The sequence below is a fragment of the Azospirillum brasilense genome, assembly GCF_007827815.1.
GTDB lineage: Bacteria > Pseudomonadota > Alphaproteobacteria > Azospirillales > Azospirillaceae > Azospirillum > Azospirillum brasilense_C.
This window is the reverse complement of the sequence record NZ_VITH01000024.1, coordinates 17,881-39,657: the sequence shown is the minus strand read 5'-3', so window position 1 is coordinate 39,657 and position 21,777 is coordinate 17,881. Positions and strand designations below refer to the sequence as shown.

The following is a 21,777-nucleotide window of genomic DNA, read 5'->3' as shown; positions in this document are numbered from 1 at the left end:
TGGAGCACACCATGGGTCCCCAGCAAAGGCCGGCGCCGGCGCGTGATGCGGCGCAAGGCCGCCTGATCGTCCTCACCGCCGTCCTCTTCGTCTCCTATCTCTGTGTCGCCCTGTCCCTTCCCGTCGTGCCGCTGTTCGTGGCCGGGGATCTCGGGATGGGCAATGTCTGGGCCGGGCTGGGCGTGGGAAGCGCCTTCCTCGCCACCATCCTCAGCCGCGGCTTCGCCGGAGCCTTTTCCGACCGCCAGGGCGCGAAGAGGGCGGTCGGGCGGGGGCTGGCCTTCTATGTGGCCGGCGGGCTGGTCTCGATGGCCGCCGGTCCTCTGTCGTTCTCGCCATGGTCGGCCTTTTCGGTGCTGGTGGCGGGCCGCCTGCTCATCGGTGTCGGCGAAAGCCTCGTCGGGGTCGGGGTGGTCGCCTGGGGGATCGGCATCGTCGGTCCGCAGCGCTCGGGCCGTGTGCTGGCGCTGATCGGGGCGGCGCTCTACGGCGCCTTCGCGGCGGGCGGACCGCTGGGGCTGGCGCTGCTCGACCGCTTCGGTTTCTCCGGTGTCATGGCGGTCAGCGCGCTGCTGCCCGCCGTCGGGCTTCTGGCGATCCGGCGCATGGAGGGGACCCCGGCCCATCCCGACGCCGAGCGCCCACCCTTCCGCAGCGTGCTGGGGCGGATCTGGCGGCAGGGCGCCGTCGTCAGCCTCCAGGGCATCGGCTTCGCCGCCATCGGCGCCTTCTTCTCGCTGCACTTCGTCCGCGAGGGCTGGCCCCACGCCGGGCTCGGCCTGACCGCCTTCGGGCTCGGCTTCGTGCTCGTCCGCTTCGCGCTCGGTCATCTGCCCGACCGCTTCGGCGGTCTGCGCGTGGCGATGGGGTCGCTGGCGGTCGAGGCGGTCGGGCAGGCGCTGTTGTGGAGCGCGGGCGATCCCGTCACGGCGCTGGCCGGCGCCTTTCTGACCGGGCTCGGCTGCTCGCTGGTCTTTCCCGCCATGGGGCGGGAGGTCGTCCATCTCGTCGAGCCGCAACTCCGCGGCACCGCGCTCGGCGCCTTCGCGGCGTTCCAGGACGTCGCCTACGGCCTGACCGGCCCCCTGGCCGGGCTGCTCGCCGACCGGGTCGGCTACGGCGGCGTCTTCCTGCTGGGAAGCGCCGCCGCCGTGCTGGGCTTCCTGACCACCGTCCAACTGCTCCGCGCGCGGCTGGTGGTGAAGACCAGCCCGACCTGAGGGGCCTATTCCCCCGCCGCGGCCTTCAGGAGGGTGATGCTGATCCGCCGGTTCTGCGGGGCCAGCGGGTTGGCGGCGTCGAGATGGTCGAGGTCGGCGCGGCCCTCCACCCGGACGATCCGGCGGGCCGGCACGCCGGCGGCGATCAGCTCGCGGCGGGCGGCGTTGGCGCGGTCGCTGGACAGTTCCCAGTTGCCGTACTTCGCCCCGTCCGCATAGCCCAGCGCGTCGGTGTGGCCGGTGATGCTGAGGCGGTTGGGCGACGACGCGACGGCGCCGGCGACCAGCCGCATCAGCCGGCGTCCCTGCTCGTTCATCTGGGCGGAGCCGACGTTGTACATCGACACCTTCGCCTGATCGGTGAGCTGCACGCGCAGGCCGACCGACGTCTGCTCGATGACCACGCTGCCGGCGAGCGCTCCCAGCTCCGGCATCGTCTCCAGCGCCGCGCGCAGGTCGCGCTCGGCCTTCTCAAGCCCCTGCTGCTCGGTGAGCGCCGCGGTCTGGCGGTCGAGCAGGGCCTCGAGCTCCGCCCGCGCGTCGCGGTCCGTCTGGCTCCGGCCGCCGGGCGGGTTGGGCATGGGGTCCTTGCGCCCGGCGGGCTCGCGGTCGCTCTCGCCCAGCGAGGCGACGACGGGCGGTGCTGCCACCGGCACGCTGTGCTCCCCCGGCGCGTTGGGCGTGGACAGCGATCCCGTCTTGTCCACCGCCCGCCCGGCGAGCATGCCGTCGGCGCCCGAGTTGGATTGCGACAGGGCCACCGGGTTGAAGTAGTCGGCGATGCCCTTGCGCTGCTCCACCGTGGTGATGTTCATCAGCCACATGATCAGGAAGAAGGTCATCATCGCCGTCACGAAGTCGGCGTAGGCCAGCTTCCAGGCGCTGTTGTGCTCCTCCTCCTCCTCGCCGTAGCGGCGCTTGATGATGATCGTCGGTTCGATGCGCTTGCGGGCCATGGCGGGGCCTCAGGCGGGCTGGCTCGCCTCGCGGGCCTTCGCCTGCGAGGAGAGGGTGGTGGCGACCTCGACCTCGGCGAGGCTCGGCTGCGTGTCGGCGAACAGCACCTTGCGGGCGAACTCCGCGCAGACCTGCGGGGGGCTGCCACGCAGATAGGCGCCGAGCGCGGCGCGCACGCAGATGAACAGCGTCAGCTCCGCCTCGCGGCGATGGCGGGCGGCGGCGGCGATCGGACCGACCAGACCGTAGGACAGCAGCACGCCCAGGAAGGTGCCGGTCAGCGCCCCGCCGATCATGTGGCCCAGCACCTCCGGCGGCTCGCTGATCGCGCTCATGGCGTTGATGACACCCAGCACGGCGGCGACGATGCCGAGCGCCGGCAGCGCGTCGGCCAGATTCTGCAGCGCCTTCGGCACTTGGTTCAACTCGCGCCCGATGGTCTCGATCTCCTCGTTCATCAGGGCTTCCAGGTCGTGCGGGTTGTCCTGGCCGAGCGCGATCAGGCGCATGTAGTCGCACAGGAAAGTGACGCAGCGCGGCTGGCGGAAGACCGAGGGGTACTGGGCGAAGATCGGGCTGTCGTCCGGCTTGTCGATGTCGCTCTCGATGTTCGACACGCCCTTGGACTTGGCCTGCCGCAGCAGGGCGTAGAGCAGGGAGATCAGGTCGAGATACTCGTCCTTGCTGGTGTGCCGGCCGCGGGCCACCGCGCCGATGGTGCGCACGGTGGCGCGCAGCACCGCCATGGAGTTGGCGATGACGTAGCCGCCGATGCCGGCGCCGACGATGATGACGATCTCAACGGGCTGCCACAGCACGCCCATCCGCCCGCCCATGGCGGCGAAGCCGCCGAGCACGCTCAGGAAGACCGCGACGATTCCGAACAGCAAACGCATGATGTGTGTCCTCCGGCTCGGCCGAAAAGAGGGATCGGGCTCAGGGAGCCGTCGTGTGGGGCGGGAGCGTTCAGGGCGTCTTCCACCGGCGCACCATGCCGGCCAGCGCGTCGGCGGCGGCGAGCTGGCCGCCGACCGTGGCGCTGGACAGCGGCTTGCCCGGCGGGTCGGGCGGGACGGCCAGGGCGTCGAGCAGGCCGGCCCAGCGGGTCCCGGCCAGCGCCTTGCCGTGGCGCTCCGCGGCGGCGGCGACCGCTGCGTCGTCGCCCGCCCGGAAGGCGGCCAGCGCGTGGAAGGCGATGTCGTCCGGCAGGGGCGTGCCCGGTCCGCCCAACAGCTCGGCATAGGCGGCGCGGGCCGCCGGCCACTCGCCGGCCCGGAACAGGCTGTCCGCCCGGATGCGCGCCGCGTCGGGACCGGTCAGGCCGCGCAGCGCGTCGAAGGCGCGCATCGCCTCGCCCTCGGCGGCGAAGGCCTCGGCGCGCAGCAGGGCGCGGCGCTCAGCGGCGGCGGCGTCCGGCGCGGGGCCGGCGGTGTGGTCCAGCACGGCCAGCGCCTCCGACCCGCGCCCGGCGTCCAGCAGCACGCGGGCCAGCTCCAGACCGACCGCCGCGCGTTCGGTGCCGCGCGTGGCCTCGGCGACGGTGTGGAGCAGGCGCGCGGCCTCCAGCGTGAAGCCGCCGCGGGCCAGCAGCCGGGCGAGTCGGCGCTGCTGCGTTCCGGCGTCGTCGTCGGTCAGCGCCACCGTGCGGCCGTAGCGCACCTGGAGGGACAACGCGTCGAGCGCGCTGCCCGGGGTCGTCTCCAGATGGCCGATCACCGCGTCGAGAAGCCCGCGCCCGGTGGTCAGCGCCACGCGACCCCGCGCCGTCGCGCCGAAGCGGCGGCCCAGCAGGCCGAAGATGTCGAGCGCCGCGTCGATCCGCCCGGCGCGGGTGTAGGCGGCGCCCAGCGCGGCCAGCGCGTCCGTCTCGACATCGCCGCCGCGCCAAGCGTAGCGCAGGCTTTCCAGCTCCGCGATGGCGCCGGGATCGTCCAGAGAACCGCTGGCCAGCCGCAGCTCGATGGAGCGGACCTGGGCGCGGTGGCCGTAGAGGTTGGGCAGGGCGGCGGCGCGCTTGTAATGGGTCAGCGCTTCGGTGGTCTCATTGTGCAGCTCCGCCAGACGCCCGCGGAAGAAGTCGAGCCGCCCGTCGGTGGAGCCGATGCCGTCCAGCGTGATCATTTCCAGGACGATCAGGTTCAGCGACGGGCCATCCGCCGCCTCGCCCGCCGATTCGGCGAGCAGGGTCAGCAGGCGGCCGCGCAGCTCGGCGGGGTAGGACAGCAGCCGCTTCAGCGCGATGGGCAGGCTCGATTTCGCCGCGGCCCAGCGGCTGGGGGCCAGGGTGGCGCTGCGCCAGACGTGATGGTCGGCGGCGGCGGGGGTGGGCTGGGCGCGGACGAACTGGCTGTCGTCGGGATCGGCGGTGCCGTCCAGCGCGCGGAAGGCGTCGCGCAGCAGGCGCAGCTCGTAGCGCTGGTCCGGCCCCGGCGTCAGGCTCTCCGCGGCGTCCAGCGCGGCGCGGCCCTCCTCCGGCAGGGCGCGGGCCAGCGAGAAGCGGGCCATGGCGAGCAGCGCGTCCACCCGCGCGCGGTCCTGGCTCTCGGCGATGCGCTGCTCCAGGTGCTGTTTGCGCGCGGGGTAGTCGTCGCCGGCCCAGGCGTCCAGGTCGAAGGCGCGGATCGGCGGGTCGGCCTGGACGGCGGGGGCAGGGGCCGCGGTCGGCGGCATGGCCGACGGCGGCACGGCGGCCACCGTCCGGGCGGGTTCCGGCTTCGGCGGTGGCGGAGCCTTGGCAACCGGTTGTGGCTGAACCGGTGGCGGTGCCTGTGCCACGGGCGGAGCTTGTACGGCTGGCTGCGCCGGGACGATCGGCTGCGCCTGGGCGCTGGCGACCGGGCTCAGCCGTTCGGCGAGGCTGATGGGCGCCGCTAGGGCCGGCGCCGGTTCAGGGGCCGGCGGCGGCGCGATCACCGGGAACACCGACGCGCCGGGCGCCTCGGCCAGCAGGATGCCTTCGGATGCCGGCACGGGAGCACCCGGCTTGCGCGCCGGCCGCGGCGGGTCGGTGACGTCGATGAAGGTGATCCGCCGCTCCCGGCGCACGGTGACGCGGGCGCCGCAGGGCCAGTCCATGGTCAGGCTGCGTCCGTCCTCAGCCGTCTGGAAGCCGGTCAGACGCCGCGAATAGGTGCCGTTCAGCGCCTCCAGCGGCCAGGGGACCGCCTGCGAGAAGGCAACGCGCCCGCCGCAGCTTCCCACATCGACCGCCGGGGCGCCCTGCGCGTTGACCAGAGCCAAGCGCGAGAAGTCGGCGTGGTCGCCCGTCTGCACGGTGATCGTTGCCGGTGCCTCCGCCGCGGCGGGAGGCGCCGTCAGGGCGGTGGTGGCCGACAGCAGGGCCAGGGAGATGGACAGGGTCCGGCAGGGATGCATTGCGACTGCCCCAAATTTTATCTAAATCGGAATCAAATCCCCCAAGACACCGGTCAGTTCCCGTCGCGGCGCCCCAGGTTGAAACCCGGCTTTAAACTGCATCACCTAGGTTAAGGCGGCGTTCAAACCGAAGGTGTCCGGCGATGGAGAATCCCCTTTACATTGGATTGTCGCGGCAAGTGGCGTTGCGCCGGCAGCTCGATGTCGTGGCGAACAACATCGCCAATATGAACACTGCGGGATTCCGCGGCGAGCGCATGCTGTTCGAAGCGGCGATGGAGCGCGGCGGCATGAAGCCGTCCGACAAGATCGCCTTCACCATCGACCGCGCCACCTACACCGACTTCACCGCCGGCAGCCTGAAGCCGACCGACAACCCCTACGACGTGGCGCTGGATGGCGACGGCTGGCTCCAGGTGCAGGCGCCCGATGGCCCGCGCTACACCCGCGACGGGCGGATGCGGCGCGACGTGGACGGGCAGCTCGTGAACGCCGGCGGCTTCCCCTATCTGGACGACAACCAGCAGCCCATCGTCATCCCGGCCGACCGCAGCCGGATGGAGATCGGCACCGACGGGCTGGTCTCCGCCGACAACGAGATGATCGCCCGGCTGCGCGTCGTCCGCTTCGAGAGCCCGCAGGCGCTCGCCCAGACCGGCGACGTGCTGTTCGACGCCGTGGACGCCCAGCCGCTGCCGGCCCCCGACACCCGGATCATCCAGGGCAAGGTCGAGCAGTCCAACGTCCAGTCCATCGCCGAGATGTCGCGGATGATGGAGCTGACGCGCGACTACCAGTCGGTCACCCGCATGATGGACGACGGGCAGGACCTGCTGCGCTCCGCCATCAACCGCCTCGGCAAATCCGCTTAAAACCAGGAGATTGCGTCCATGCGCGTGCTCAGCATCGCTTCGACCGGCATGATGGCCCAGCAGTTGAACGTCGAGGTCATCTCCAACAACATCGCCAACATCAACACCACCGCCTTCAAGCGCGGGCGCGCCGAGTTCCAGGACCTGATGTACCAGTCGGAGCGGCGCCAGGGCAGCCAGTCCACCGACGCCGGCACCATCATCCCGACCGGCATCGAGGTCGGCCTCGGCGTGCGTCCGGGGGCGGTCAACCGCATCAACACGACCGGCAACCTGACCTCCACCGGGAACGAGCTGGACCTCGCCATCGAGGGTCGCGGCTACTTCAACATCCGCATGCCGGCGGGCGAGACCGCCTACACCCGCGCCGGCGGCTTCAAGCTGTCGCCGGAGGGCACCATTGTGACCAGCGACGGCCATCCGGTGCTGCCGGAGGTCACCGTGCCGCAGGGCACGCGGGAGATCGCCGTGAACAGCTCCGGCGAGGTGCAGGCCTTCGTCGACGGTCAGACCCGCCCGCGCGTGCTCGGCCAGCTCGTGATGACCGTGTTCGTCAATGAATCCGGGCTGGAGGCGATGGGCGACAACCTCTACCGCGCCACTCCCGCCTCGGGCGAGCCGCAGGACGGCACCGGCGGGCAGGCGGGCTTCGGCACCATCCGGCAGAAGTATCTGGAATCCTCCAACGTCAACGTCGTCCAGGAGATCACCGAACTCATCTCCGCCCAGCGCGCCTATGAGATGAACGCGAAGGTGGTCGAGGCCGGCGACCAGATGGCCTCCACCCTGTCGAACATGCGGTGACCGCCATGCGGCGTTCCGTTCGTCATCTGGCCGGACTCGCGGTCGCCCTGCATCTGCTCGGTGCGCCCGCCCAAGCGGCCTATCTCTCCGACGGTGAGGGCGCCGTGGAGGCGCTGCTGGCGCAGGAGCTGGCGGCTTCGCTCGGCCCGGCGGTGCCGCCGGACGCGCGGGTCTCGCTGGTGCTGACCGTGCCCTTCTCCGGTCCGGTGGAGGCGGTGCGCGATCTGTCCTACGACCCGCGCGGCGGGCTGGTCCGCGCGCTGGTGAGCAGCAACGGACGAATCGTCGAGGTGAAGGCCAAGGCCGACATCATGGTGGAGGTGCCGGTGCCGACGCGCCGCATCCTGCCCGGCGAGGTGATCGCCGACAGCGACCTGACCACCATCCCGATGCCGCTGGAGCGGCTGAACGGCGCCGTCGTCACCTCCCGCGACGCTCTGGCCGGGCTGGCCAGCCGCCGCCAGCTCTCCGCAGGGCGGCTGATCCAGACCTCGGCGGTCGGCGCCCCGCTGGTGGTCCAGCGCAACAAGCCGGTCAGCCTCGTCTACGAGGACGGGCCGCTGCAGCTGATGGCGCGTGGCCGTGCTTTGCAGGATGGCGGGGTGGGGGAACTGGTGCGGGTGATGAACATCGCCAGCAACATCGTCGTCACCGGCACCATCACCGGGCCGCAGACCGTCACCGTCGCCAGCGCGCCGGCTTTGGAAAGCCAGCCCCCTCCCTAACCCTCCCCCTCTGCGAGGTGGAGGGGACGGACCCCGCTTCGCAGAAGGCACCCTCTCCCTCGCAGAGGGGGAGGGCTGGGGAGGGGGCTCGCCTCTGCGCCCGTCAAGGCTCCAATCAAGGACACCACCCATGCGCACCCTGCCGCACCGCCGCACCCTGCTTCCCTTCCTCGCCCTGACGGTGGCGCTCGCCGGTTGCGGGCGGCTGGCCGAGGTGGGGCAGGCGCCGCGCCTGTCGGAAATCTCCAATCCCGCCATGGCGCCGGAGGCGCGCGTCATTTCCATGCCGATGCCGCGCCCCAACACCAACGAGCAGGTGCCGAGTTCGCTGTGGCGCACCGGGTCGCGCGACTTCTTCCGTGACCCGCGGGCCAAGCAGGTGGGCGATCTGCTGACCGTCATCATCAACATCGCCGATCAGGCGCAGCTGCAGAACCAGACGCAGCGCCAGCGCTCCAGCGCCGAATCGGCGGGCGTGCCGAACTTCTTCGGGCTGGAATCGCGGCTGCCCGCCGTGCTGCCCGACGCGGTGAATCCGTCCAGCCTCGTCGACATGGACAGTTCCTCCTCCTCCTCCGGCACCGGGACGATCCAGCGCAACGAGCGCATCGCCATGCGCGCCGCGGCGGTGGTGACCGAGGTGCTGCCCAACGGCAACTTCGTGATCGCCGGCCGGCAGGAGGTGCGGGTGAACTACGAACTGCGCGAGATGCGCATCGCCGGGGTCATCCGGCCCGAGGACATCACCAACGTGAACACCATCGACTACGACAAGATCGCCGAGGCGCGGATCACCTACGGCGGGCGCGGCCAGATCACCGACGTCCAGCAGCCGCGCTATGGCCAGCAGGTCTTCGACATCATCATGCCCTTCTGAGCGGCGGGGAAACGCGATCATGGCGGACCGTCCCGGACCCAGCCGTTATTCCGTCTTCGTGCTGTGCGCCGCGCTGGCGGCGGCGGTGGGCTACGGCATCGGACGCCTGCAGCTGACGCTCGGCGCCGAGGAGAAGGCTGCGGAGCAGGCGGCCGGCGCGGGGCCGGACCTGCCCACCGACGGTCCCGGCCCTTTCTACGTGGAGGTCGGTCAGCTGATGGTGCCGGTGCTGGTGGAGGGCCGCACCAACGCCTTCATTCTGACCCAGATCACCTTGCAGACCGGCAGCGTCGAGCAGTCCAACCTGCTGCGCCGCCATCTGCCCCACGCGCGCAACGCCCTGCTCCAGGCCCTGTTCGGCATGGCGGGGGCGGGCGCCTTCGACGGCCCATCGGTCGATCCCGCCGCCGTCGCCAAATCCCTGAAGCAGGCCGCCGCCGAACAGCTCGGCCCCGACCTCGTGCGCGGCGTGCTGATCGACCGGCTGATGCGCCAGGAAAACACCCGGCTGTAACCTGCTCAATCCCGGTTCGCTTCCTCAACCCCTTCCCCGCACATGGCGGGGGAGGAGTTTTGCGTTGGCGTGCGGCAAAACGTCCAAAGCAACGAAAGTACCGGTACTTAGGGACTGAGTCGGTGCCGGCACTTGACCTCGGTCAAGCCACTCATGATGCGAAAGGATGAAGCTCCGCGGCGATACCGTTCGATCAATCCATGGGACCGCCATGACCGCGCCGCCCGCCCGCACCGCCGACACCGCCGCCCCGACCCGCCGCTTCGAGGGGTTCGTTTTCTTCGCCCTCTCCATCCTGATATGGCCGTTCCTGGCGATCGGCATGGTCGGGGCCTACGGCTTCTCCGTCTGGATGTACCAGATCCTGTCCCACTCCGGCGGTATGTGAGGCGGCCATGCCCGAACTGCACATTTCCAGCCTCGTCATCCAGCACGCGCCCGACCGCACCGCCGCCCTGAAGGAGGTGGTCCTGGCGCTCGACGGCGCCGACTGGCACGCGTCGGAGAACGGCAAGGCCATCGTCACGCTGGAAACCGCGACGGAGGCCGAGGTTCTGGACCGCATCGCCGACATCAACGCCATGGCGGGCGTCCACACCACCACGCTGGTCTACCACCACTACGAGGACGCCGAGCGCTGCGCGGAGCCGATGCCCGCCGACACCGCCCTCGTCCCCCACGCCCATTGACGTCCGTCCAAGAAAAGACGACCCGCCCCAGGAGGCACCCCCCTATGTCCCTGACCCGCCGTGATTATCTGAAGGTCCAAGCAGCCGTGACAGCGGCGGCCGCGGCCGGTGTGAGCCTGCCGTCCGTCATCCAGCCCGCCGAGGCCGGCACCCTGACGGCCGGCGCCGACGCCAAGCTCACCTGGTCGAAGGCCCCCTGCCGCTTCTGCGGCACCGGCTGCGGCGTCATGGTCGGCGTGAAGGAGGGGCGCATCGTCGCCACCCACGGCGACGTGAAGGCCGAGGTCAACCGCGGCCTGAACTGCGTGAAGGGCTATTTCCTGTCCAAAATCATGTACGGCGAGGACCGGCTGACCCAGCCGCTGCTGCGCATGAAGGACGGCCAGTTCCACAAGGAAGGCGAATTCACCCCGATCAGCTGGGACCAGGCCTTCGACATCATGGCCACCAAGTGGAAGGAGACCCTGAAGAAGAAGGGTCCGACCGCCGTGGGCATGTTCGGCTCCGGCCAGTGGACGATCATGGAAGGCTACGCCGCCTCCAAGTTCATGAAGGCGGGCCTGCGCTCCAACAACCTGGACCCCAACGCCCGCCATTGCATGGCGTCGGCGGTGGTCGGCTTCATGCGCACCTTCGGCATGGACGAGCCGATGGGCTGCTACGACGACATGGAGCAGGCCGACGCCTTCGTGCTGTGGGGCTCCAACATGGCGGAGATGCACCCCATCCTGTGGACCCGCGTCACCGACCGCCGGCTGACCCATGAGGGCTGCAAGGTCGCCGTCCTGTCCACCTACGAGCACCGCAGCTTCGACCTCGCTGACATCGGTCTGGTCTTCACGCCGCAGTCCGATCTGGCGATCCTCAACTACATCGCCAACCACATCATCAAGACGGGCCGGGTGAACCAGGAGTTCATCGCCAAGCACGTCAACTTCAAGCGCGGCCGCGACGACATCGGCTACGGCCTGCGGCCCGAGCATCCGCTGGAGCAGAAGGCGAAGAACGTCGCCAAGGCCAACGAGTCCGACCCGATCTCCTTCGAGGAGTTCGCCAAGTTCGTCGAGCCCTACACGCTGGAGAAGGCGCACGAGCTGTCGGGCGTGCCGAAGAATCGGCTGGAGGCGCTGGCCGAGCTGTACGCCGACCCGAAGGTGAAGGTCATGTCCTTCTGGACCATGGGCTTCAACCAGCACACCCGCGGCGTCTGGGCCAACAACCTCGTCTACAACATCCATCTGCTGACCGGGAAGATCAGCCAGCCGGGCTGCGGCCCCTTCTCGCTGACCGGCCAGCCGTCGGCCTGCGGCACGGCGCGCGAGGTCGGCACCTTCGCCCACCGGCTGCCCGCCGACATGGTGGTCACCAACCCGGAACACCGGCACCACGCCGAGGAAATCTGGAAGCTGCCGGACGGCACGATCCCGGACAAGGTCGGCTACCACGCCGTCCAACAGGACCGCATGCTGAAGGACGGCAAGCTCAACGCCTACTGGGTCCAGTGCAACAACAACATGCAGACGGCGCCGAACACGGCGAACGAGACCTACCTGGGCTATCGCAACCCGGAAAACTTCATCGTCGTGTCGGACGCCTATCCGACGGTGACGGCGCTCGCCGCCGACCTGATCCTGCCGACCGCCATGTGGGTGGAGAAGGAAGGCGGCTACGGCAACGCGGAGCGCCGCACCCAGGTCTGGCACCAGCTCGTCGGCGCGCCCGGCGAGGCGCGCTCCGACCTCTGGCAGGTTGTCGAGTTCTCCAAGCGCTTCAAGATCGAGGAGGTGTGGCCGGAGGAGCTGATCGCCAAGAAGCCCGACGTGCGCGGCAAGACGCTCTACGACGTGCTGTTCTGCAACGGCCAGGTCAACGCCTTTCCGCTGTCCGACTGCGACCCGGCCTATGAGAACCGCGAGTCGCAGGCCTTCGGCTTCTACGTCCAGAAGGGCCTGTTCGAGGAATACGCCGCCTTCGGGCGCGGCCACGGCCACGACCTCGCCCCCTACGACCTGTACCACCAGGAGCGCGGCCTGCGCTGGCCGGTGGTGAACGGCAAGGAGACGAAGTGGCGCTACCGCGAGGGCTTCGACCCCTACGTCCCGGCGGGCGAGGGCGTGCGCTTCTACGGCAACAAGGACGGCAAGGCGAACATCTTCGCGCTGCCCTATGAGCCGGCGGCGGAATCGCCGGACAAGGATTATCCGTTCTGGCTCTGCACCGGCCGCGTGGTCGAGCATTGGCACTCCGGCTCCATGACTCTGCGCGTTCCGGAGCTGCGCAAGGCCTTCCCCAACGCCGTCGTCTTCATCCATCCCGACGACGCCAAGGACCTGAACTTGCGGCGCGGGCAGGAGGTGCGCATCGCCTCCCGCCGTGGCGAGGTGCGGGTGCGGGTCGAGACGCGGGGCCGCAACAAGCCGCCGCGGGGCCTCGTCTTCGTGCCCTTCTTCGACCACACGGTGCTCATCAACAAGGTGACGCTGGACGCCACCGACCCGCTGAGCAAGCAGACCGACTTCAAGAAATGCGCGGTCAAGATCATTCCCGTCGCGTGAGGAGCCCGTCCATGAAGACCCGCATCACCTTTGCCGCCCTCGCGCTGGCCGCGGCCATGCCGCTCCTGGTGTCCGGCGTGTTCGCCGCGGACGGGGCCGCCCCCGCGAAGGTTCCCTCCGGCCCGCACCCGATCACCCAGGAGATCCCCGCCGACCCGATGGCGAAGGAGATCACCGACGATCACAAGCGGGCGCGGAACTACGCCGACCAGCCGCCGCTGATCCCGCACGCGATCCGCGACTATCAGATCGACTTGAACATCAACAAATGCATGACCTGCCATGACCGCAAGAACACCGAGGGCTCGCAGGCCCCGATGATCTCGGTCACCCACTTCCAGGACCGCGACGGCCAGACGCTGGGCGCGGTCAGCCCGCGGCGCTACTTCTGCACCCAGTGCCACGTGCCGCAGACCGACGCCCAGCCGATCACCGGCAACCGCTTCCGCGACATCGACAGCATTCTGGCCGGTGGAAAGGAAGGCGCCAAATGAAGGGCCTTCTGAGCTTCGCCGGACGCTTCTGGCGCGTCTTCTCGCGGCCCAGCGTGCATTTCAGCCTGGGCTTCCTGACGCTGGGCGGCTTCCTGGCCGGCGTGATGTTCTGGGGCGGCTTCAACACCGCCCTTGAGGTCACCAACAAGGAGGCCTTCTGCATCTCCTGCCACGAGATGAAGAACAACCCCTACGAGGAGCTGAAGCAGACCATCCACTTCACCAACCGTTCCGGCGTGCGCGCCACCTGCCCGGACTGCCACGTCCCGCACGACTGGACGCACAAGATCGGCCGCAAGATGCAGGCGTCGAAGGAGGTCTGGGGCAAGATCTTCGGCACCATCGACACCCGCGAGAAGTTCCTCGACAAGCGGCTGGAACTGGCCACCCACGAATGGGACCGGCTGAAATCCAACAACTCCCTGGAATGCCGCAATTGCCACAGCGCGGAATCCATGGACATCACCCGCCAGAACCCGCGGGCGGCCAAGATGCACGAGACCTACCTGTTCACCGGCGAGCGGACCTGCATCGACTGCCACAAGGGCATCGCCCACCGGCTTCCCGACATGAAGGGCGTCGAGCCCGGCTGGACCGGAACCGTGTCGGCGAAGTGACGCGTCTCTTCAAAACGAAAAACCCCTTCTTCCGGTCCCGGGAGAAGGGGTTTTTCGTTTGGGGGGAATGATGGTCAGGACGCGGACAGGATGTCCGTGCCCTTCACGACGGCGCCGCCCTTCAGGACGAACTGCGTCTCGCCGTTGACGCTGCGCACCTCCTTCACCGTGTCGGTCGTCACGGTGGCGGTGGTCAGCGACGTGCCCGCCTTGTCCTTCGCCGTCACGCGCACGAGGTAGGTGCCGTCCGCGGCGGTGGCGCCGTCGCTGCGCTTGCCGTCCCAGGTGAAGGTCTGCCGGCCGGTCTTCGGGCTGCCGGGGGCGCTGTAGATCACCTGCCCGGCGTCGTTCACCACCTCGATCTTCACCGACGCGGCGGCCCCGTCGATGGCGTAGGCCATCTCCGCCTTGCCCTCCGACAGGCTGATGCGGTCCGACGCGGCCTCCACCTTGCGGCCCAGATAGGCCATGTCCAGCCGCATGCCGCTGTTCTTCAGCGTGTCCAGAACCTGCCCCAGCGTTTCGTTCGTCCGCACGCCCTGTTCCACGGTGGAGAGCTGGGCGAGCTGCGTCATGAACTGGGTGGCGTCCATGGGCGAGAGCGGGTCCTGGTTGCGCAGCTGCGCGGTCAGCAGCTTCAGGAACGCCTCGTAATCCACCGTCTGCTTCTTCGCGGCGGTTGAGGGGGTTGCGGTGGCCGTGTTGGTGGCCGCGGTCGTGGTCATGGCGGGTCCTTGCGGCTAGACGGAGATGTCGACGAGGCCGTCGATGGGGCGGGCGGCGCGTTCGGGTGGCAGGGCGCCGGAGGAATCGGCGAGGCGGAAGGCCCGTCCGGGGCTGTCCTGGCGTCCGCCCGTCCCGTCGCCCTGGCCGGAGAAGGCGAAGCCGCGCGGCTCGCCGTCGCCGCGCAGCGAGAAGTTCAGGGTGCCGCCGTCCAGCTCGAACCCGGCGTCGGACAGGGCGCGCTCCAGATGATGGATGTCCCGGCGCAGCAGGGCCAGCGTCTCCGGGCTTTCGGCCTGGACATGCAGGGCGACGCGGGCACCGCTCAGCTCGGCGACGACGCGGACGGGGCCAAGCTCCTCGGGCTTCAGATCGATGTGGAACTCGCCGCCCCCGGCCTCGACGACGCGCACCAACGGGCCGGCCACCTGGGCGGCGGGCAGCCGCGCCGCGGCGGTGTCGCCGGGATGCGCCGCGTAATGGGCCGCCGCGTGGGCCGCCGGCGGGGCGAGGGCGGAGGAGGGCGGCGGGGCGGCGGCGGGGTCCGCCGGGGAGGAGAGCGCCGTCAGCGCTTCCGGTCCGGCCGGCGGGCTGCCGCGGCCCTGCCCCTGGCCCGGATTTTGGCCGGTGCCGCCGTTGGATGCCGCGTTGCCGCCCGCCTGGGCCATTGCCTGCTGAAGCTGGGGGGATGGGCCCGGCGTCGCCTCGCCCTTGGCGGGTGTGGCGGGGTCCTTGGCCTGGAACAGCGGGGGCGAGTCCGGTTTGGCGCCGGAAGCCGGCAGCGGAATGGACGGGGTGGCGGGCGCCGCGGAGCCGGTCGCGGCCTCCGGCGTCGTCCCGTCCGGCCTGGCGTCCGGGACGGCCGCGGCGATGGGCGCGATGGGCGCGATGGGCAGCGGCGGCGCGGCCGGCGGCTGCGGACCAGGTTGGGCCTGCGGCTGTGGCTGCGGCGCCGCGGCGGCCTCCGCCGGGGGCGCCGCGACGGGAGGCACTGTGGGCAGGCCGGTGGTCGACGGCACCGGCTCCGGCAAGGGCCCGGCCGCCGCGAGGCCCGGCGCCGCCGTCGTCGGTGGCGGGGTCAGCAGCGGCAGGAGCGCCGCCAGGGCGGCGTCGGCGCCGGCCGGCGCGCCGCCGGTCTGGGCGGCGGAATCGGCTTGGTCGGCGGGATCGCCACCGAGATCGCCACCGGGATCGGCGCCGCCGCGCGCCGCCGCGTCGTCCAGCAGGTCGGCGAAGGGCGTGCCGGACGCCTCGCGCTCTCCCGGCGCGCCGGGCGACGGCGCCGCCGTCGCCTCCGCGGAACGGGCGGGGCGGGGCGGCGGGGCGGTGAGGACGTCGGGAAGGCTGGGCATGATGTCTCTTCGTGAGAGAACCGCGACCGGTTCAGTTCGTCGGCGTCGGCATCAGGCGGACGGGAAGCGGGGCGGGCGGCGGCGGGCGGTCGCCGGGCAGGGCGCGGCGTTGCAGGACGAGGCGGGTGACCTCGCGCGCCTTGCCGTCTTCCAGCTCCGCGATGATCGGGGCGGAGCGGCGCTCGGCCATGCGGTCCAGCACGTCGATGATGATGTCGGTTTCCAGGTCGTTGAAGATGCGCGCGGCGTCGCGCGGCTTCATCGTCTCGTAGATCGTCACCATGCGCTTCAGATCCTCCGCCTGGAGGTTGGAGCGCTGCTGCATCAGCGCCTCCACATCGCGCTTGATGGCGCTCAGCTTCTGGATCTGGGCGGTGGCGCGGGTCTCGGCGGCGGCCAGCACGGCTTCCGCCTCGCCGAGATGGCGGGTGCGGGCGGTCACGTCGGCCTTCTGCTCCGAGATGGCGGCGCGCAGGGCCGGGTCGGTGCAGCTCGCCGCGGGCAGGGCGGCGTCCATGGGCGGGGCCGCCGGGGTCGCCGGCAAGGCCGCCACGGCGGGGCCCGCCAGGGTGGACGCCGGCTCCGCCGCGGCGTCCGGAGATGCCTCCGCGCCGCCCTTCAGGTCCTTGGCCCAGGGGCGCTCATGCTTGCCGAACTCGCGGTCGAACTGTTGGGCGACGACCGGCAACCCTTCCATCAGCGAGCCGAGCTTGAGCGGCAGCACCATCAGGATCGCCACCAGCGTGATGGGAAGTACGCGCAGCATGGCTCAGCGCTCCGGTCCGATGGCCCGCAGCCGGGCGTAGAAGGCGTTGGCGGCCTGTTGCCGCGCGCCGCCGGTGTCCACGGCGGACTCGGCGGTCTCAATGGCGGCTTCCTCCGGGGCGGGCGTCATCCCCTCCGCTGGGCGGACGGCGGTCCCGGCCAGGGCGGCGACGCGCATCGGGCGGAAACCGTCCTCGTCCTCCGCCGCGTCGCTGCCCGGAGCGGGAGCGGCGTTCGCGGGAGCGGGCGCCGTCTCCGTGACGGCGGTGGGTGCTGTTGTGGCGGGCGCTGTGGCGGGCGGCACTGGGCGGGGCCGCGGGCGCGGCACCGGACCCTCTTCCAGCCGGCGGACCAGGGCGCGGGCCTCCTGCACGGACGCCTCGATGCGCTTGGACGCCCGCTCGCAGGAGCCGAGCACCAGCGCCGCCTCTTCGGTCACGCCCTTGGCGCGGTCGAGCCCGTCGGACAGCTTGGCCGAGGCCTCCGTCGCGGCGGCGACCAGCCGCTGCACCGAGGCCTCCGTCTCGTCGATGGTCTTGGAGAAGGTGCCGATCAGCGCGCCGATCTCGGCCTGGCTGGAGCGCATCACCTTCAGCCGTTTGTTGACGATCACCAGGAACACCGTGGCGGTGACGAGCATGATCGCCAGGACGGCGTCAATGAGGAATGAGACCATCGATCAGCTCCTGCTTGGTCTCCAGGTCGGTGTCGATCTTGACGGAGATGTTGCCGTTGCGCTGGCCCATGTGGCCGGCGAAGAGGGGGGTGGTCTTGCTCTGCAGAACCACCGGCGCGTCGGGGTCGATGCGCAGTTTCAGCGAGGTGCCCTTCTGCCAGTTCAGCACCTCGCCCAGCGACACCTGCGTCTGCTGCAGCACCGCGACGAGGTCCAGCTTGGCGCGCATCAGCTCGGCCTTCAGGTGGCTTTCCCACACCGTGTCGTGGCCGAACTTCTCGCCCATGAAGGTCTGCACCAGCTTGCCGCGCACCGGCTCCAGCGTGGCGTAGGGGATGACCACCTCGGCGTGGCCGACGCGACGCTCCACCTCCACGGCGATGCGCACGCGGATCACCGCGTTGGTGGCGCGGGTGATGGTGGCGAACTGCGGGTTCGTCTCCAGCCGGTCGAAGGTGAAGTCGATCGGCGTGATCGGGTCGAAGGACTGGCTGAGGTCCTGGAGGATGACCTTGATCAGCCGCTCGGTGATCTTGCGCTCGATCGAGGTGTAGGTGCGCCCGTCGATGCGCCGGGCGCGGCTGCGCCGGCCGCCCAGCAGCACGTCCATCATGCAGTAGATCAGCGCGCTGTCGACCGACACGACGATGTGGTTGTCCCACTGCTCCGCCCGCGCGACGCCGACCAGGGCCGGAAGCTCGATGGTGTCGAGGAACTCGTTGTAGCGCAGCCAGTCGATGCGCAGCAGGCTGGCCTCCACGCTGGTCGAGGAGAACTGGCGCAGCGAGGTGTTGAGCAGCCGGACCATGCGGTCGAAGACCACGTCCAGCATCGGCAGCCGGTCCTTGTTGACCGTCGTCGTGCTGATCAGCCGCTCGATGGCGCGGGTCTGCCCGGCGGATTCCGTCTGCGGCCCGACGGCGAAGTTCAGCAGGCGGTCGATCTCCTCCTGGCTCAGCTCCTTGGTGTCGGCCATCAGGGCGGCGGCCTCGGACTCACCGGAACCGGCCTCAAGGCCCCAGTCGAGGTCGTCCCCGGAACCGTTCCCGGAACCGCCGTCGTCCGTGTCGATGGGAGTGCTCATCCGTTCCTCTGGGTCGGCTATTGGGTGAGAAGGCTGCGCAGCAGGACGTCGGACACCGTGTCCGGGCCGAGGATCAGGTTGAAGCGGCGGCGCAGCTCCCCGCGCAGCCGCAGCAGGCCGGCGGAACCGCGCAGGTCGTGCTGGTCGATGTTGCGCAGGAACTCCTGCTGGGCGTTGACGAGATGGGGCATCGCCTGCTCCACCCGGCCGCGGTCCTTGGGCGCTAGCGCCAGCGTCACCCCGATCTTCATGAAGCGTGACGGCGTGTCGGGGCGCAGGTTCACCAGCAGCTCCGGCATGTCGAGCGTCGCCTGGGCCGGTTCGGCGATGGGCGTGCCCTCGAACAGCCGCGTCACCCCGTCCGGCCCGACGGCCATCCAGTAGCCGCCGAACCCGGCCGCGGCGACGCCGCACAGGGCGGCCGCCCCCAACGCCAGCCGGGCCAGCGGCAGCACGATGACGTACATCCGCTGCCGGCCCGGCGTTCCCGTCCTTGCCTTTCCAGCATCTGTATTCATCGCGGCCGGCGCCTCCAAAATACCGAAAATTTGAGAGACTGTTTTAAACGATCAAGTTTTAGCGACTTCCTTCCGGTCGATCTTCGCGGCTTTTACTCCGCTTAAAAGTCATCCCGGTAGGTTGTGAAGGCTCACGGGGTGAACATTACGGTCCCCGCTTTTCGGAAACTTTAAAGGTGCGGGTGTCGTGACGGGACTGATCGACAATCTGCGGACGCTTGGGCGCACGCGCCTTCTGGTGCTGGCCGGCACGGGTGTCGGCATCGTCCTGGCGGTCGCCACCATGGCGGTGCTGCTGTCGCGGCCGCACATGACGCCGCTCTACACCGGGCTGGAACCGGCGGAGGCCGGGCGCATCGTCAAGGCGGTGGAAGCCATGGGGGTGCCGGTGTCCGCCGCCTTCGACGGCACGGCCGTCCAGGTGCCGGAGGCCGAGGTGCCGCGGCTGCGCATGCTGCTGGCCGAGAAGGGCCTGCCGTCGCGCGGCGGCATCGGCTACGAGCTGTTCGACACCGACAAGCCGCTGGGTATCACCAGTTTCATGCAGCGGATGAACCGGCTGCGCGCCATGGAAGGCGAGCTGGCCCGCACCATCGAGACGCTGTCCGGCATCGAGGCGGCGCGCGTCCACATCGTGCTTCCCGACCGCGAGGAGTTCTCGCGCGCCGCCCCCACCCCCACCGCCTCCATCGTGGTGCGCATGCGGGGGCGGGCGCCGCTGGAACGGCGGCAGGCGCTGTCCATCCGCCACCTCGTCTCCGCCGCCGTGCCCAACCTGAAGCCGAGCGCGGTGACTGTTCTCGACGCCTCCGGCGAGGTGCTGCTGACCGAGGAGGACGGCGACGCCCGCTCCTCGGCGAAGGTGGACGGGCTGCGCGCCGGGCACGAGACGCGCATCTCCCGCGCCATCGAGCAGATGCTGGTGGCTCGGCTTGGGCAAGGCAATGTTCGCGTTCAGGTTGCTGTCGACGTCGAAACCAAACGCGAGGTCGTGCGCAGCCAGAGCTTCGACCCGAACAGCCAAGTCGTCCGCTCCACCCAGACGGTGCAGGAGCAGGACCGCAGCCTGGACAGCACGGGCGAGCCGCCGGTCACCGCCGAGCAGAACCTGCCGCAGCGCGAGGTCCGCGCCCAGTCCCAGAACAACCGCTCCTCCTCCGACTCCAAGCGCCAGGAGGAGACGGTCAATTACGAGATTTCCAACGTCGCCCGCGAAACGGTGATCGAGCCGGGCGACATCCGCCGGGTCAGCGTCGCCGTGCTGGTCAACGGCACCTGGGCGACGGCGCAGGACGGCACGCGCCGCTACGAGGCCCGCGCGCCCGAGGAGTTGCAACGCATCACCGAGCTGGTGCGCTCCGCCATGGGCTTCAGCGAGGCGCGCGGCGACCGGGTCACCGTCGACAACCTGGAGTTCGTCAACCTCGCCCCTGAGCTGGGCGCCCGCGAGCCGATGGCGGAGATCGTCGACACGCTCAGCCGCAACGTGATGACGCTGATCCAGTGGGTGATCCTGCTGGTGCTCTGCGGGTTGCTGATCGTGCTGGGGCTGCGCCCGCTGATCCGCCGCGTCTTCCCGGCGCCGGAGCCGGTGGCGGCCGAAGCCGCCGCCCCGGCGCTGGCCGCGGGAGCGGCGATGCCGCAGCTCACCGGCCCGGCCATGGGCGGCGATCCCGCCATGCAGGCGGCCCAGCTCACCGACGCGGGCGATCCGGCAACCGCGGCCCTGCCGGGCATTGAGGAGACGATGGACCAGCTCATCGAGCTGCGCACGGTGGAGGGCCGGGTGCGCGCCTCGTCCATCCGCCGGCTGGGCGACATCGTCGACCAGTATCCGGATGAGGCGATCGACATCCTGCGCTCCTGGCTTTACGAGGAGGCGGTCTGATGGGCTACCCGCGCTACCGCTTCGACCAGCGCTTCGACAGCACGGCCCAGGCCGCCGCGCAGGCGGCGGCGGAGTTCGGCGCCCCTCCCGAACCGGACCCCGTCGACCCGCTTGACGAAATCGTCCATTCCGAACGCCATCTCCAGGCCGCTGTCTACGGCGCCGAGGTCCGCGCCTTCGCCGAGGGCGTGGAGCAGGGCCGGCGCGAGGGGGCGGCGGAGGCCGCGGCCCGCACCGACGCCGCTTTGGCACAGGCTCTCTCCCACCTCGACGAGCAATTGGCCGCGCTGGACGACCGCTTCGCCGACGCCCTGCGCGGGGTCGAGGCGCAAGGGTCGGCGGTGATGCTGGCGCTCGTCCGCCGCCTCGCCCCGGCGCTGCTGGAGCGGATCGGCGCGGCGGAGACCGAACGGCTCGCCACCGACGCCCTGCGGCTGGCCGGCGGGTCGCCGCGGCTGCGGCTGCGCGTCCATTCCGATCTGGCGGAGCCCGTCCGCGCCCGGCTGGCCGACCCGGAGTCGCTTGGCTTCAAGGGCACGCTGGAGGTCGTCGCCGACCCGTCCCTGCCGCCCGGCGGGCTCGACGCCGCCTGGGAAGCCGGGGGCCTGCGCTACGACCCCGCCGCGGTGGAGCGCGCCGTCGACGGCCTGTGCGACCGCGCGCTGGCCGCCCTGTCCACCGAACATGACCTCTTCACCGACACGGAAAGCACCGCATCATGGCCCCACTGAACCTCGACGTCCTGGAAGACGACGCCAAGCCCGCCGAGAAAGACGCCGCCGGCATCCCCGCCGCGGCCGTGGCCGGCGGATCGATGAACGCCATCTACAACGTCCCGGTGGACGTCCAGGTGGTGCTCGGCCGCACCAGCATGCTGGTGGCGCAGCTCCTGAAGCTTGGCCGCGGCGCCGTGGTGGAGCTGGAGCGCAAGGTGGACGAGCCGGTCGAGGTCCTGGTGAACCACCGTCTGGTCGCCCGCGGCGAGGTGGTGATCGTCGAGGACCAGCGGCTGGGCGTCACGCTGACCGAGATCGTGCGCACCGATCTGGCGATCGATTGACCCCCCTTGTGC

The 21,777-nt window shown here is 70.6% G+C and carries 23 protein-coding genes; 14 read left to right on the top strand and 9 right to left on the bottom strand.

Annotated features, from left to right (window positions below; all coding sequences use genetic code 11):
* Window positions 1–11: 11 nt before the first annotated feature.
* On the top strand, window positions 12–1,220 hold the full coding sequence (locus FBZ83_RS29970; protein WP_145690517.1) for an arabinose transporter: 1,209 nt from the start codon (window positions 12–14) through the stop codon (window positions 1,218–1,220).
* Between the two features lie 5 nt (window positions 1,221–1,225).
* Here FBZ83_RS29970 and FBZ83_RS29965 read toward each other — a convergent pair whose 3' ends face one another.
* The 3 genes from FBZ83_RS29965 to FBZ83_RS29955 form a co-directional block, all read right to left on the bottom strand.
* Window positions 1,226–2,176 carry a flagellar motor protein MotB gene (locus FBZ83_RS29965; RefSeq protein WP_145690515.1) on the bottom strand — a complete coding sequence of 317 codons (951 nt, stop codon included), beginning with the start codon at window positions 2,174–2,176 and terminating at the stop codon, window positions 1,226–1,228.
* A 9-nt stretch (window positions 2,177–2,185) separates the two neighbouring features.
* Window positions 2,186–3,073 carry a flagellar motor stator protein MotA gene (gene motA / locus FBZ83_RS29960; RefSeq protein WP_109070357.1) on the bottom strand — a complete coding sequence of 296 codons (888 nt, stop codon included), beginning with the start codon at window positions 3,071–3,073 and terminating at the stop codon, window positions 2,186–2,188.
* Window positions 3,074–3,143: 70 nt separating this feature from the next.
* On the bottom strand, window positions 3,144–5,552 hold the full coding sequence (locus FBZ83_RS29955) for a hypothetical protein (protein ID WP_247888543.1): 2,409 nt from the start codon (window positions 5,550–5,552) through the stop codon (window positions 3,144–3,146).
* A gap of 143 nt (window positions 5,553–5,695) precedes the next feature.
* On the opposite strand from FBZ83_RS29955, the gene flgF reads away from it, so the two are divergent.
* The 10 genes from flgF to FBZ83_RS29905 all read left to right on the top strand — a co-directional run bounded on the left by flgF (window position 5,696) and on the right by FBZ83_RS29905 (window position 13,699).
* Window positions 5,696–6,424 carry a flagellar basal-body rod protein FlgF gene (flgF, locus tag FBZ83_RS29950; RefSeq protein ID WP_145690513.1) on the top strand — a complete coding sequence of 243 codons (729 nt, stop codon included), beginning with the start codon at window positions 5,696–5,698 and terminating at the stop codon, window positions 6,422–6,424.
* An 18-nt stretch (window positions 6,425–6,442) separates the two neighbouring features.
* The gene (gene flgG, locus FBZ83_RS29945; protein ID WP_137142720.1) at window positions 6,443–7,228 is read left to right on the top strand and encodes a flagellar basal-body rod protein FlgG; all 786 of its coding nucleotides are present in this window, start codon (window positions 6,443–6,445) and stop codon (window positions 7,226–7,228) included.
* Window positions 7,229–7,233: 5 nt separating this feature from the next.
* Window positions 7,234–7,953 (top strand): flagellar basal body P-ring formation chaperone FlgA, encoded by a 720-nt coding sequence (gene flgA, locus FBZ83_RS29940; RefSeq protein WP_247888542.1) that lies wholly within the window; start codon window positions 7,234–7,236, stop codon window positions 7,951–7,953.
* A 130-nt stretch (window positions 7,954–8,083) separates the two neighbouring features.
* A complete protein-coding gene (flgH, locus tag FBZ83_RS29935; RefSeq protein WP_145690509.1) occupies window positions 8,084–8,830 on the top strand; it encodes a flagellar basal body L-ring protein FlgH in 747 nt (248 codons plus the stop codon).
* A gap of 19 nt (window positions 8,831–8,849) precedes the next feature.
* On the top strand, window positions 8,850–9,344 hold the full coding sequence (locus FBZ83_RS29930) for a hypothetical protein (protein ID WP_145690507.1): 495 nt from the start codon (window positions 8,850–8,852) through the stop codon (window positions 9,342–9,344).
* Window positions 9,345–9,555: 211 nt separating this feature from the next.
* Complete coding sequence (locus FBZ83_RS29925; RefSeq protein WP_035682958.1) at window positions 9,556–9,732, top strand: periplasmic nitrate reductase, NapE protein; 177 nt, start codon at window positions 9,556–9,558, stop codon at window positions 9,730–9,732.
* A 7-nt stretch (window positions 9,733–9,739) separates the two neighbouring features.
* Window positions 9,740–10,033 (top strand): chaperone NapD, encoded by a 294-nt coding sequence (locus FBZ83_RS29920; protein ID WP_035682956.1) that lies wholly within the window; start codon window positions 9,740–9,742, stop codon window positions 10,031–10,033.
* 44 nt (window positions 10,034–10,077) lie between these two features.
* Window positions 10,078–12,588 carry a nitrate reductase catalytic subunit NapA gene (napA, locus tag FBZ83_RS29915; RefSeq protein WP_145690504.1) on the top strand — a complete coding sequence of 837 codons (2,511 nt, stop codon included), beginning with the start codon at window positions 10,078–10,080 and terminating at the stop codon, window positions 12,586–12,588.
* 11 nt (window positions 12,589–12,599) lie between these two features.
* Window positions 12,600–13,082, top strand: a complete 483-nt coding sequence (locus tag FBZ83_RS29910; RefSeq protein WP_035682930.1) for a nitrate reductase cytochrome c-type subunit — start codon at window positions 12,600–12,602, stop codon at window positions 13,080–13,082.
* Complete coding sequence (locus FBZ83_RS29905; protein ID WP_014200142.1) at window positions 13,079–13,699, top strand: NapC/NirT family cytochrome c; 621 nt, start codon at window positions 13,079–13,081, stop codon at window positions 13,697–13,699. Before FBZ83_RS29910 ends, FBZ83_RS29905 begins: the two co-directional genes overlap by 4 nt.
* 74 nt (window positions 13,700–13,773) lie before the next feature.
* On the opposite strand, the gene FBZ83_RS29900 is transcribed toward FBZ83_RS29905, so the two are convergent.
* From FBZ83_RS29900 to FBZ83_RS29875, 6 genes are read right to left on the bottom strand one after another with little or no spacing between them, the layout of a single operon-like run.
* On the bottom strand, window positions 13,774–14,424 hold the full coding sequence (locus FBZ83_RS29900; RefSeq protein ID WP_145690502.1) for a flagellar hook assembly protein FlgD: 651 nt from the start codon (window positions 14,422–14,424) through the stop codon (window positions 13,774–13,776).
* A gap of 15 nt (window positions 14,425–14,439) precedes the next feature.
* Complete coding sequence (locus FBZ83_RS29895) at window positions 14,440–15,774, bottom strand: flagellar hook-length control protein FliK (protein WP_145690500.1); 1,335 nt, start codon at window positions 15,772–15,774, stop codon at window positions 14,440–14,442.
* Between the two features lie 31 nt (window positions 15,775–15,805).
* Window positions 15,806–16,540, bottom strand: a complete 735-nt coding sequence (locus tag FBZ83_RS29890) for a MotE family protein (RefSeq protein WP_145690498.1) — start codon at window positions 16,538–16,540, stop codon at window positions 15,806–15,808.
* Between the two features lie 3 nt (window positions 16,541–16,543).
* Window positions 16,544–17,215: a DUF6468 domain-containing protein gene (locus tag FBZ83_RS29885; protein ID WP_145690496.1), complete on the bottom strand. Its 672-nt coding sequence runs from the start codon at window positions 17,213–17,215 to the stop codon at window positions 16,544–16,546.
* Window positions 17,196–18,299, bottom strand: a complete 1,104-nt coding sequence (gene fliM, locus FBZ83_RS29880) for a flagellar motor switch protein FliM (RefSeq protein WP_145690494.1) — start codon at window positions 18,297–18,299, stop codon at window positions 17,196–17,198. Before fliM ends, FBZ83_RS29885 begins: the two co-directional genes overlap by 20 nt.
* Before the next feature lie 17 nt (window positions 18,300–18,316).
* Entirely contained in the window at window positions 18,317–18,766 is a 450-nt protein-coding gene (locus FBZ83_RS29875; RefSeq protein WP_247888541.1) for a flagellar basal body-associated FliL family protein, read from the bottom strand.
* A gap of 238 nt (window positions 18,767–19,004) precedes the next feature.
* Between FBZ83_RS29875 and fliF the strand changes: the two genes are divergently transcribed.
* Genes fliF through fliN form a run of 3 tightly spaced genes read left to right on the top strand, consistent with a single transcriptional unit; the run spans window position 19,005 to window position 21,765 of the window.
* Window positions 19,005–20,705 (top strand): flagellar basal-body MS-ring/collar protein FliF, encoded by a 1,701-nt coding sequence (gene fliF, locus FBZ83_RS29870; RefSeq protein ID WP_145690490.1) that lies wholly within the window; start codon window positions 19,005–19,007, stop codon window positions 20,703–20,705.
* Window positions 20,705–21,436, top strand: a complete 732-nt coding sequence (locus tag FBZ83_RS29865; protein WP_145690488.1) for a FliH/SctL family protein — start codon at window positions 20,705–20,707, stop codon at window positions 21,434–21,436. Before fliF ends, FBZ83_RS29865 begins: the two co-directional genes overlap by 1 nt.
* Window positions 21,424–21,765 (top strand): flagellar motor switch protein FliN, encoded by a 342-nt coding sequence (gene fliN, locus FBZ83_RS29860; protein ID WP_094305794.1) that lies wholly within the window; start codon window positions 21,424–21,426, stop codon window positions 21,763–21,765. Before FBZ83_RS29865 ends, fliN begins: the two co-directional genes overlap by 13 nt.
* Window positions 21,766–21,777 lie beyond the last annotated feature (12 nt).

Bases quoted from the DNA above. Each gene is read 5' to 3' on its own strand.
- FBZ83_RS29970 (WP_145690517.1), top strand. From the start codon at position 12: ATGGGTCCCCAGCAAAGGCCGGCGCCGGCGCGTGATGCGGCGCAAGGC.
- FBZ83_RS29965 (WP_145690515.1), bottom strand. From the start codon at position 2,176: ATGGCCCGCAAGCGCATCGAACCGACGATCATCATCAAGCGCCGCTAC.
- motA (WP_109070357.1), bottom strand. From the start codon at position 3,073: ATGCGTTTGCTGTTCGGAATCGTCGCGGTCTTCCTGAGCGTGCTCGGC.
- FBZ83_RS29955 (WP_247888543.1), bottom strand. From the start codon at position 5,552: ATGCATCCCTGCCGGACCCTGTCCATCTCCCTGGCCCTGCTGTCGGCC.
- flgF (WP_145690513.1), top strand. From the start codon at position 5,696: ATGGAGAATCCCCTTTACATTGGATTGTCGCGGCAAGTGGCGTTGCGC.
- flgG (WP_137142720.1), top strand. From the start codon at position 6,443: ATGCGCGTGCTCAGCATCGCTTCGACCGGCATGATGGCCCAGCAGTTG.
- flgA (WP_247888542.1), top strand. From the start codon at position 7,234: ATGCGGCGTTCCGTTCGTCATCTGGCCGGACTCGCGGTCGCCCTGCAT.
- flgH (WP_145690509.1), top strand. From the start codon at position 8,084: ATGCGCACCCTGCCGCACCGCCGCACCCTGCTTCCCTTCCTCGCCCTG.
- FBZ83_RS29930 (WP_145690507.1), top strand. From the start codon at position 8,850: ATGGCGGACCGTCCCGGACCCAGCCGTTATTCCGTCTTCGTGCTGTGC.
- FBZ83_RS29925 (WP_035682958.1), top strand. From the start codon at position 9,556: ATGACCGCGCCGCCCGCCCGCACCGCCGACACCGCCGCCCCGACCCGC.
- FBZ83_RS29920 (WP_035682956.1), top strand. From the start codon at position 9,740: ATGCCCGAACTGCACATTTCCAGCCTCGTCATCCAGCACGCGCCCGAC.
- napA (WP_145690504.1), top strand. From the start codon at position 10,078: ATGTCCCTGACCCGCCGTGATTATCTGAAGGTCCAAGCAGCCGTGACA.
- FBZ83_RS29910 (WP_035682930.1), top strand. From the start codon at position 12,600: ATGAAGACCCGCATCACCTTTGCCGCCCTCGCGCTGGCCGCGGCCATG.
- FBZ83_RS29905 (WP_014200142.1), top strand. From the start codon at position 13,079: ATGAAGGGCCTTCTGAGCTTCGCCGGACGCTTCTGGCGCGTCTTCTCG.
- FBZ83_RS29900 (WP_145690502.1), bottom strand. From the start codon at position 14,424: ATGACCACGACCGCGGCCACCAACACGGCCACCGCAACCCCCTCAACC.
- FBZ83_RS29895 (WP_145690500.1), bottom strand. From the start codon at position 15,774: ATGCCCAGCCTTCCCGACGTCCTCACCGCCCCGCCGCCCCGCCCCGCC.
- FBZ83_RS29890 (WP_145690498.1), bottom strand. From the start codon at position 16,540: ATGCTGCGCGTACTTCCCATCACGCTGGTGGCGATCCTGATGGTGCTG.
- FBZ83_RS29885 (WP_145690496.1), bottom strand. From the start codon at position 17,215: ATGGTCTCATTCCTCATTGACGCCGTCCTGGCGATCATGCTCGTCACC.
- fliM (WP_145690494.1), bottom strand. From the start codon at position 18,299: ATGAGCACTCCCATCGACACGGACGACGGCGGTTCCGGGAACGGTTCC.
- FBZ83_RS29875 (WP_247888541.1), bottom strand. From the start codon at position 18,766: ATGTACGTCATCGTGCTGCCGCTGGCCCGGCTGGCGTTGGGGGCGGCC.
- FBZ83_RS29865 (WP_145690488.1), top strand. From the start codon at position 20,705: ATGGGCTACCCGCGCTACCGCTTCGACCAGCGCTTCGACAGCACGGCC.
- fliN (WP_094305794.1), top strand. From the start codon at position 21,424: ATGGCCCCACTGAACCTCGACGTCCTGGAAGACGACGCCAAGCCCGCC.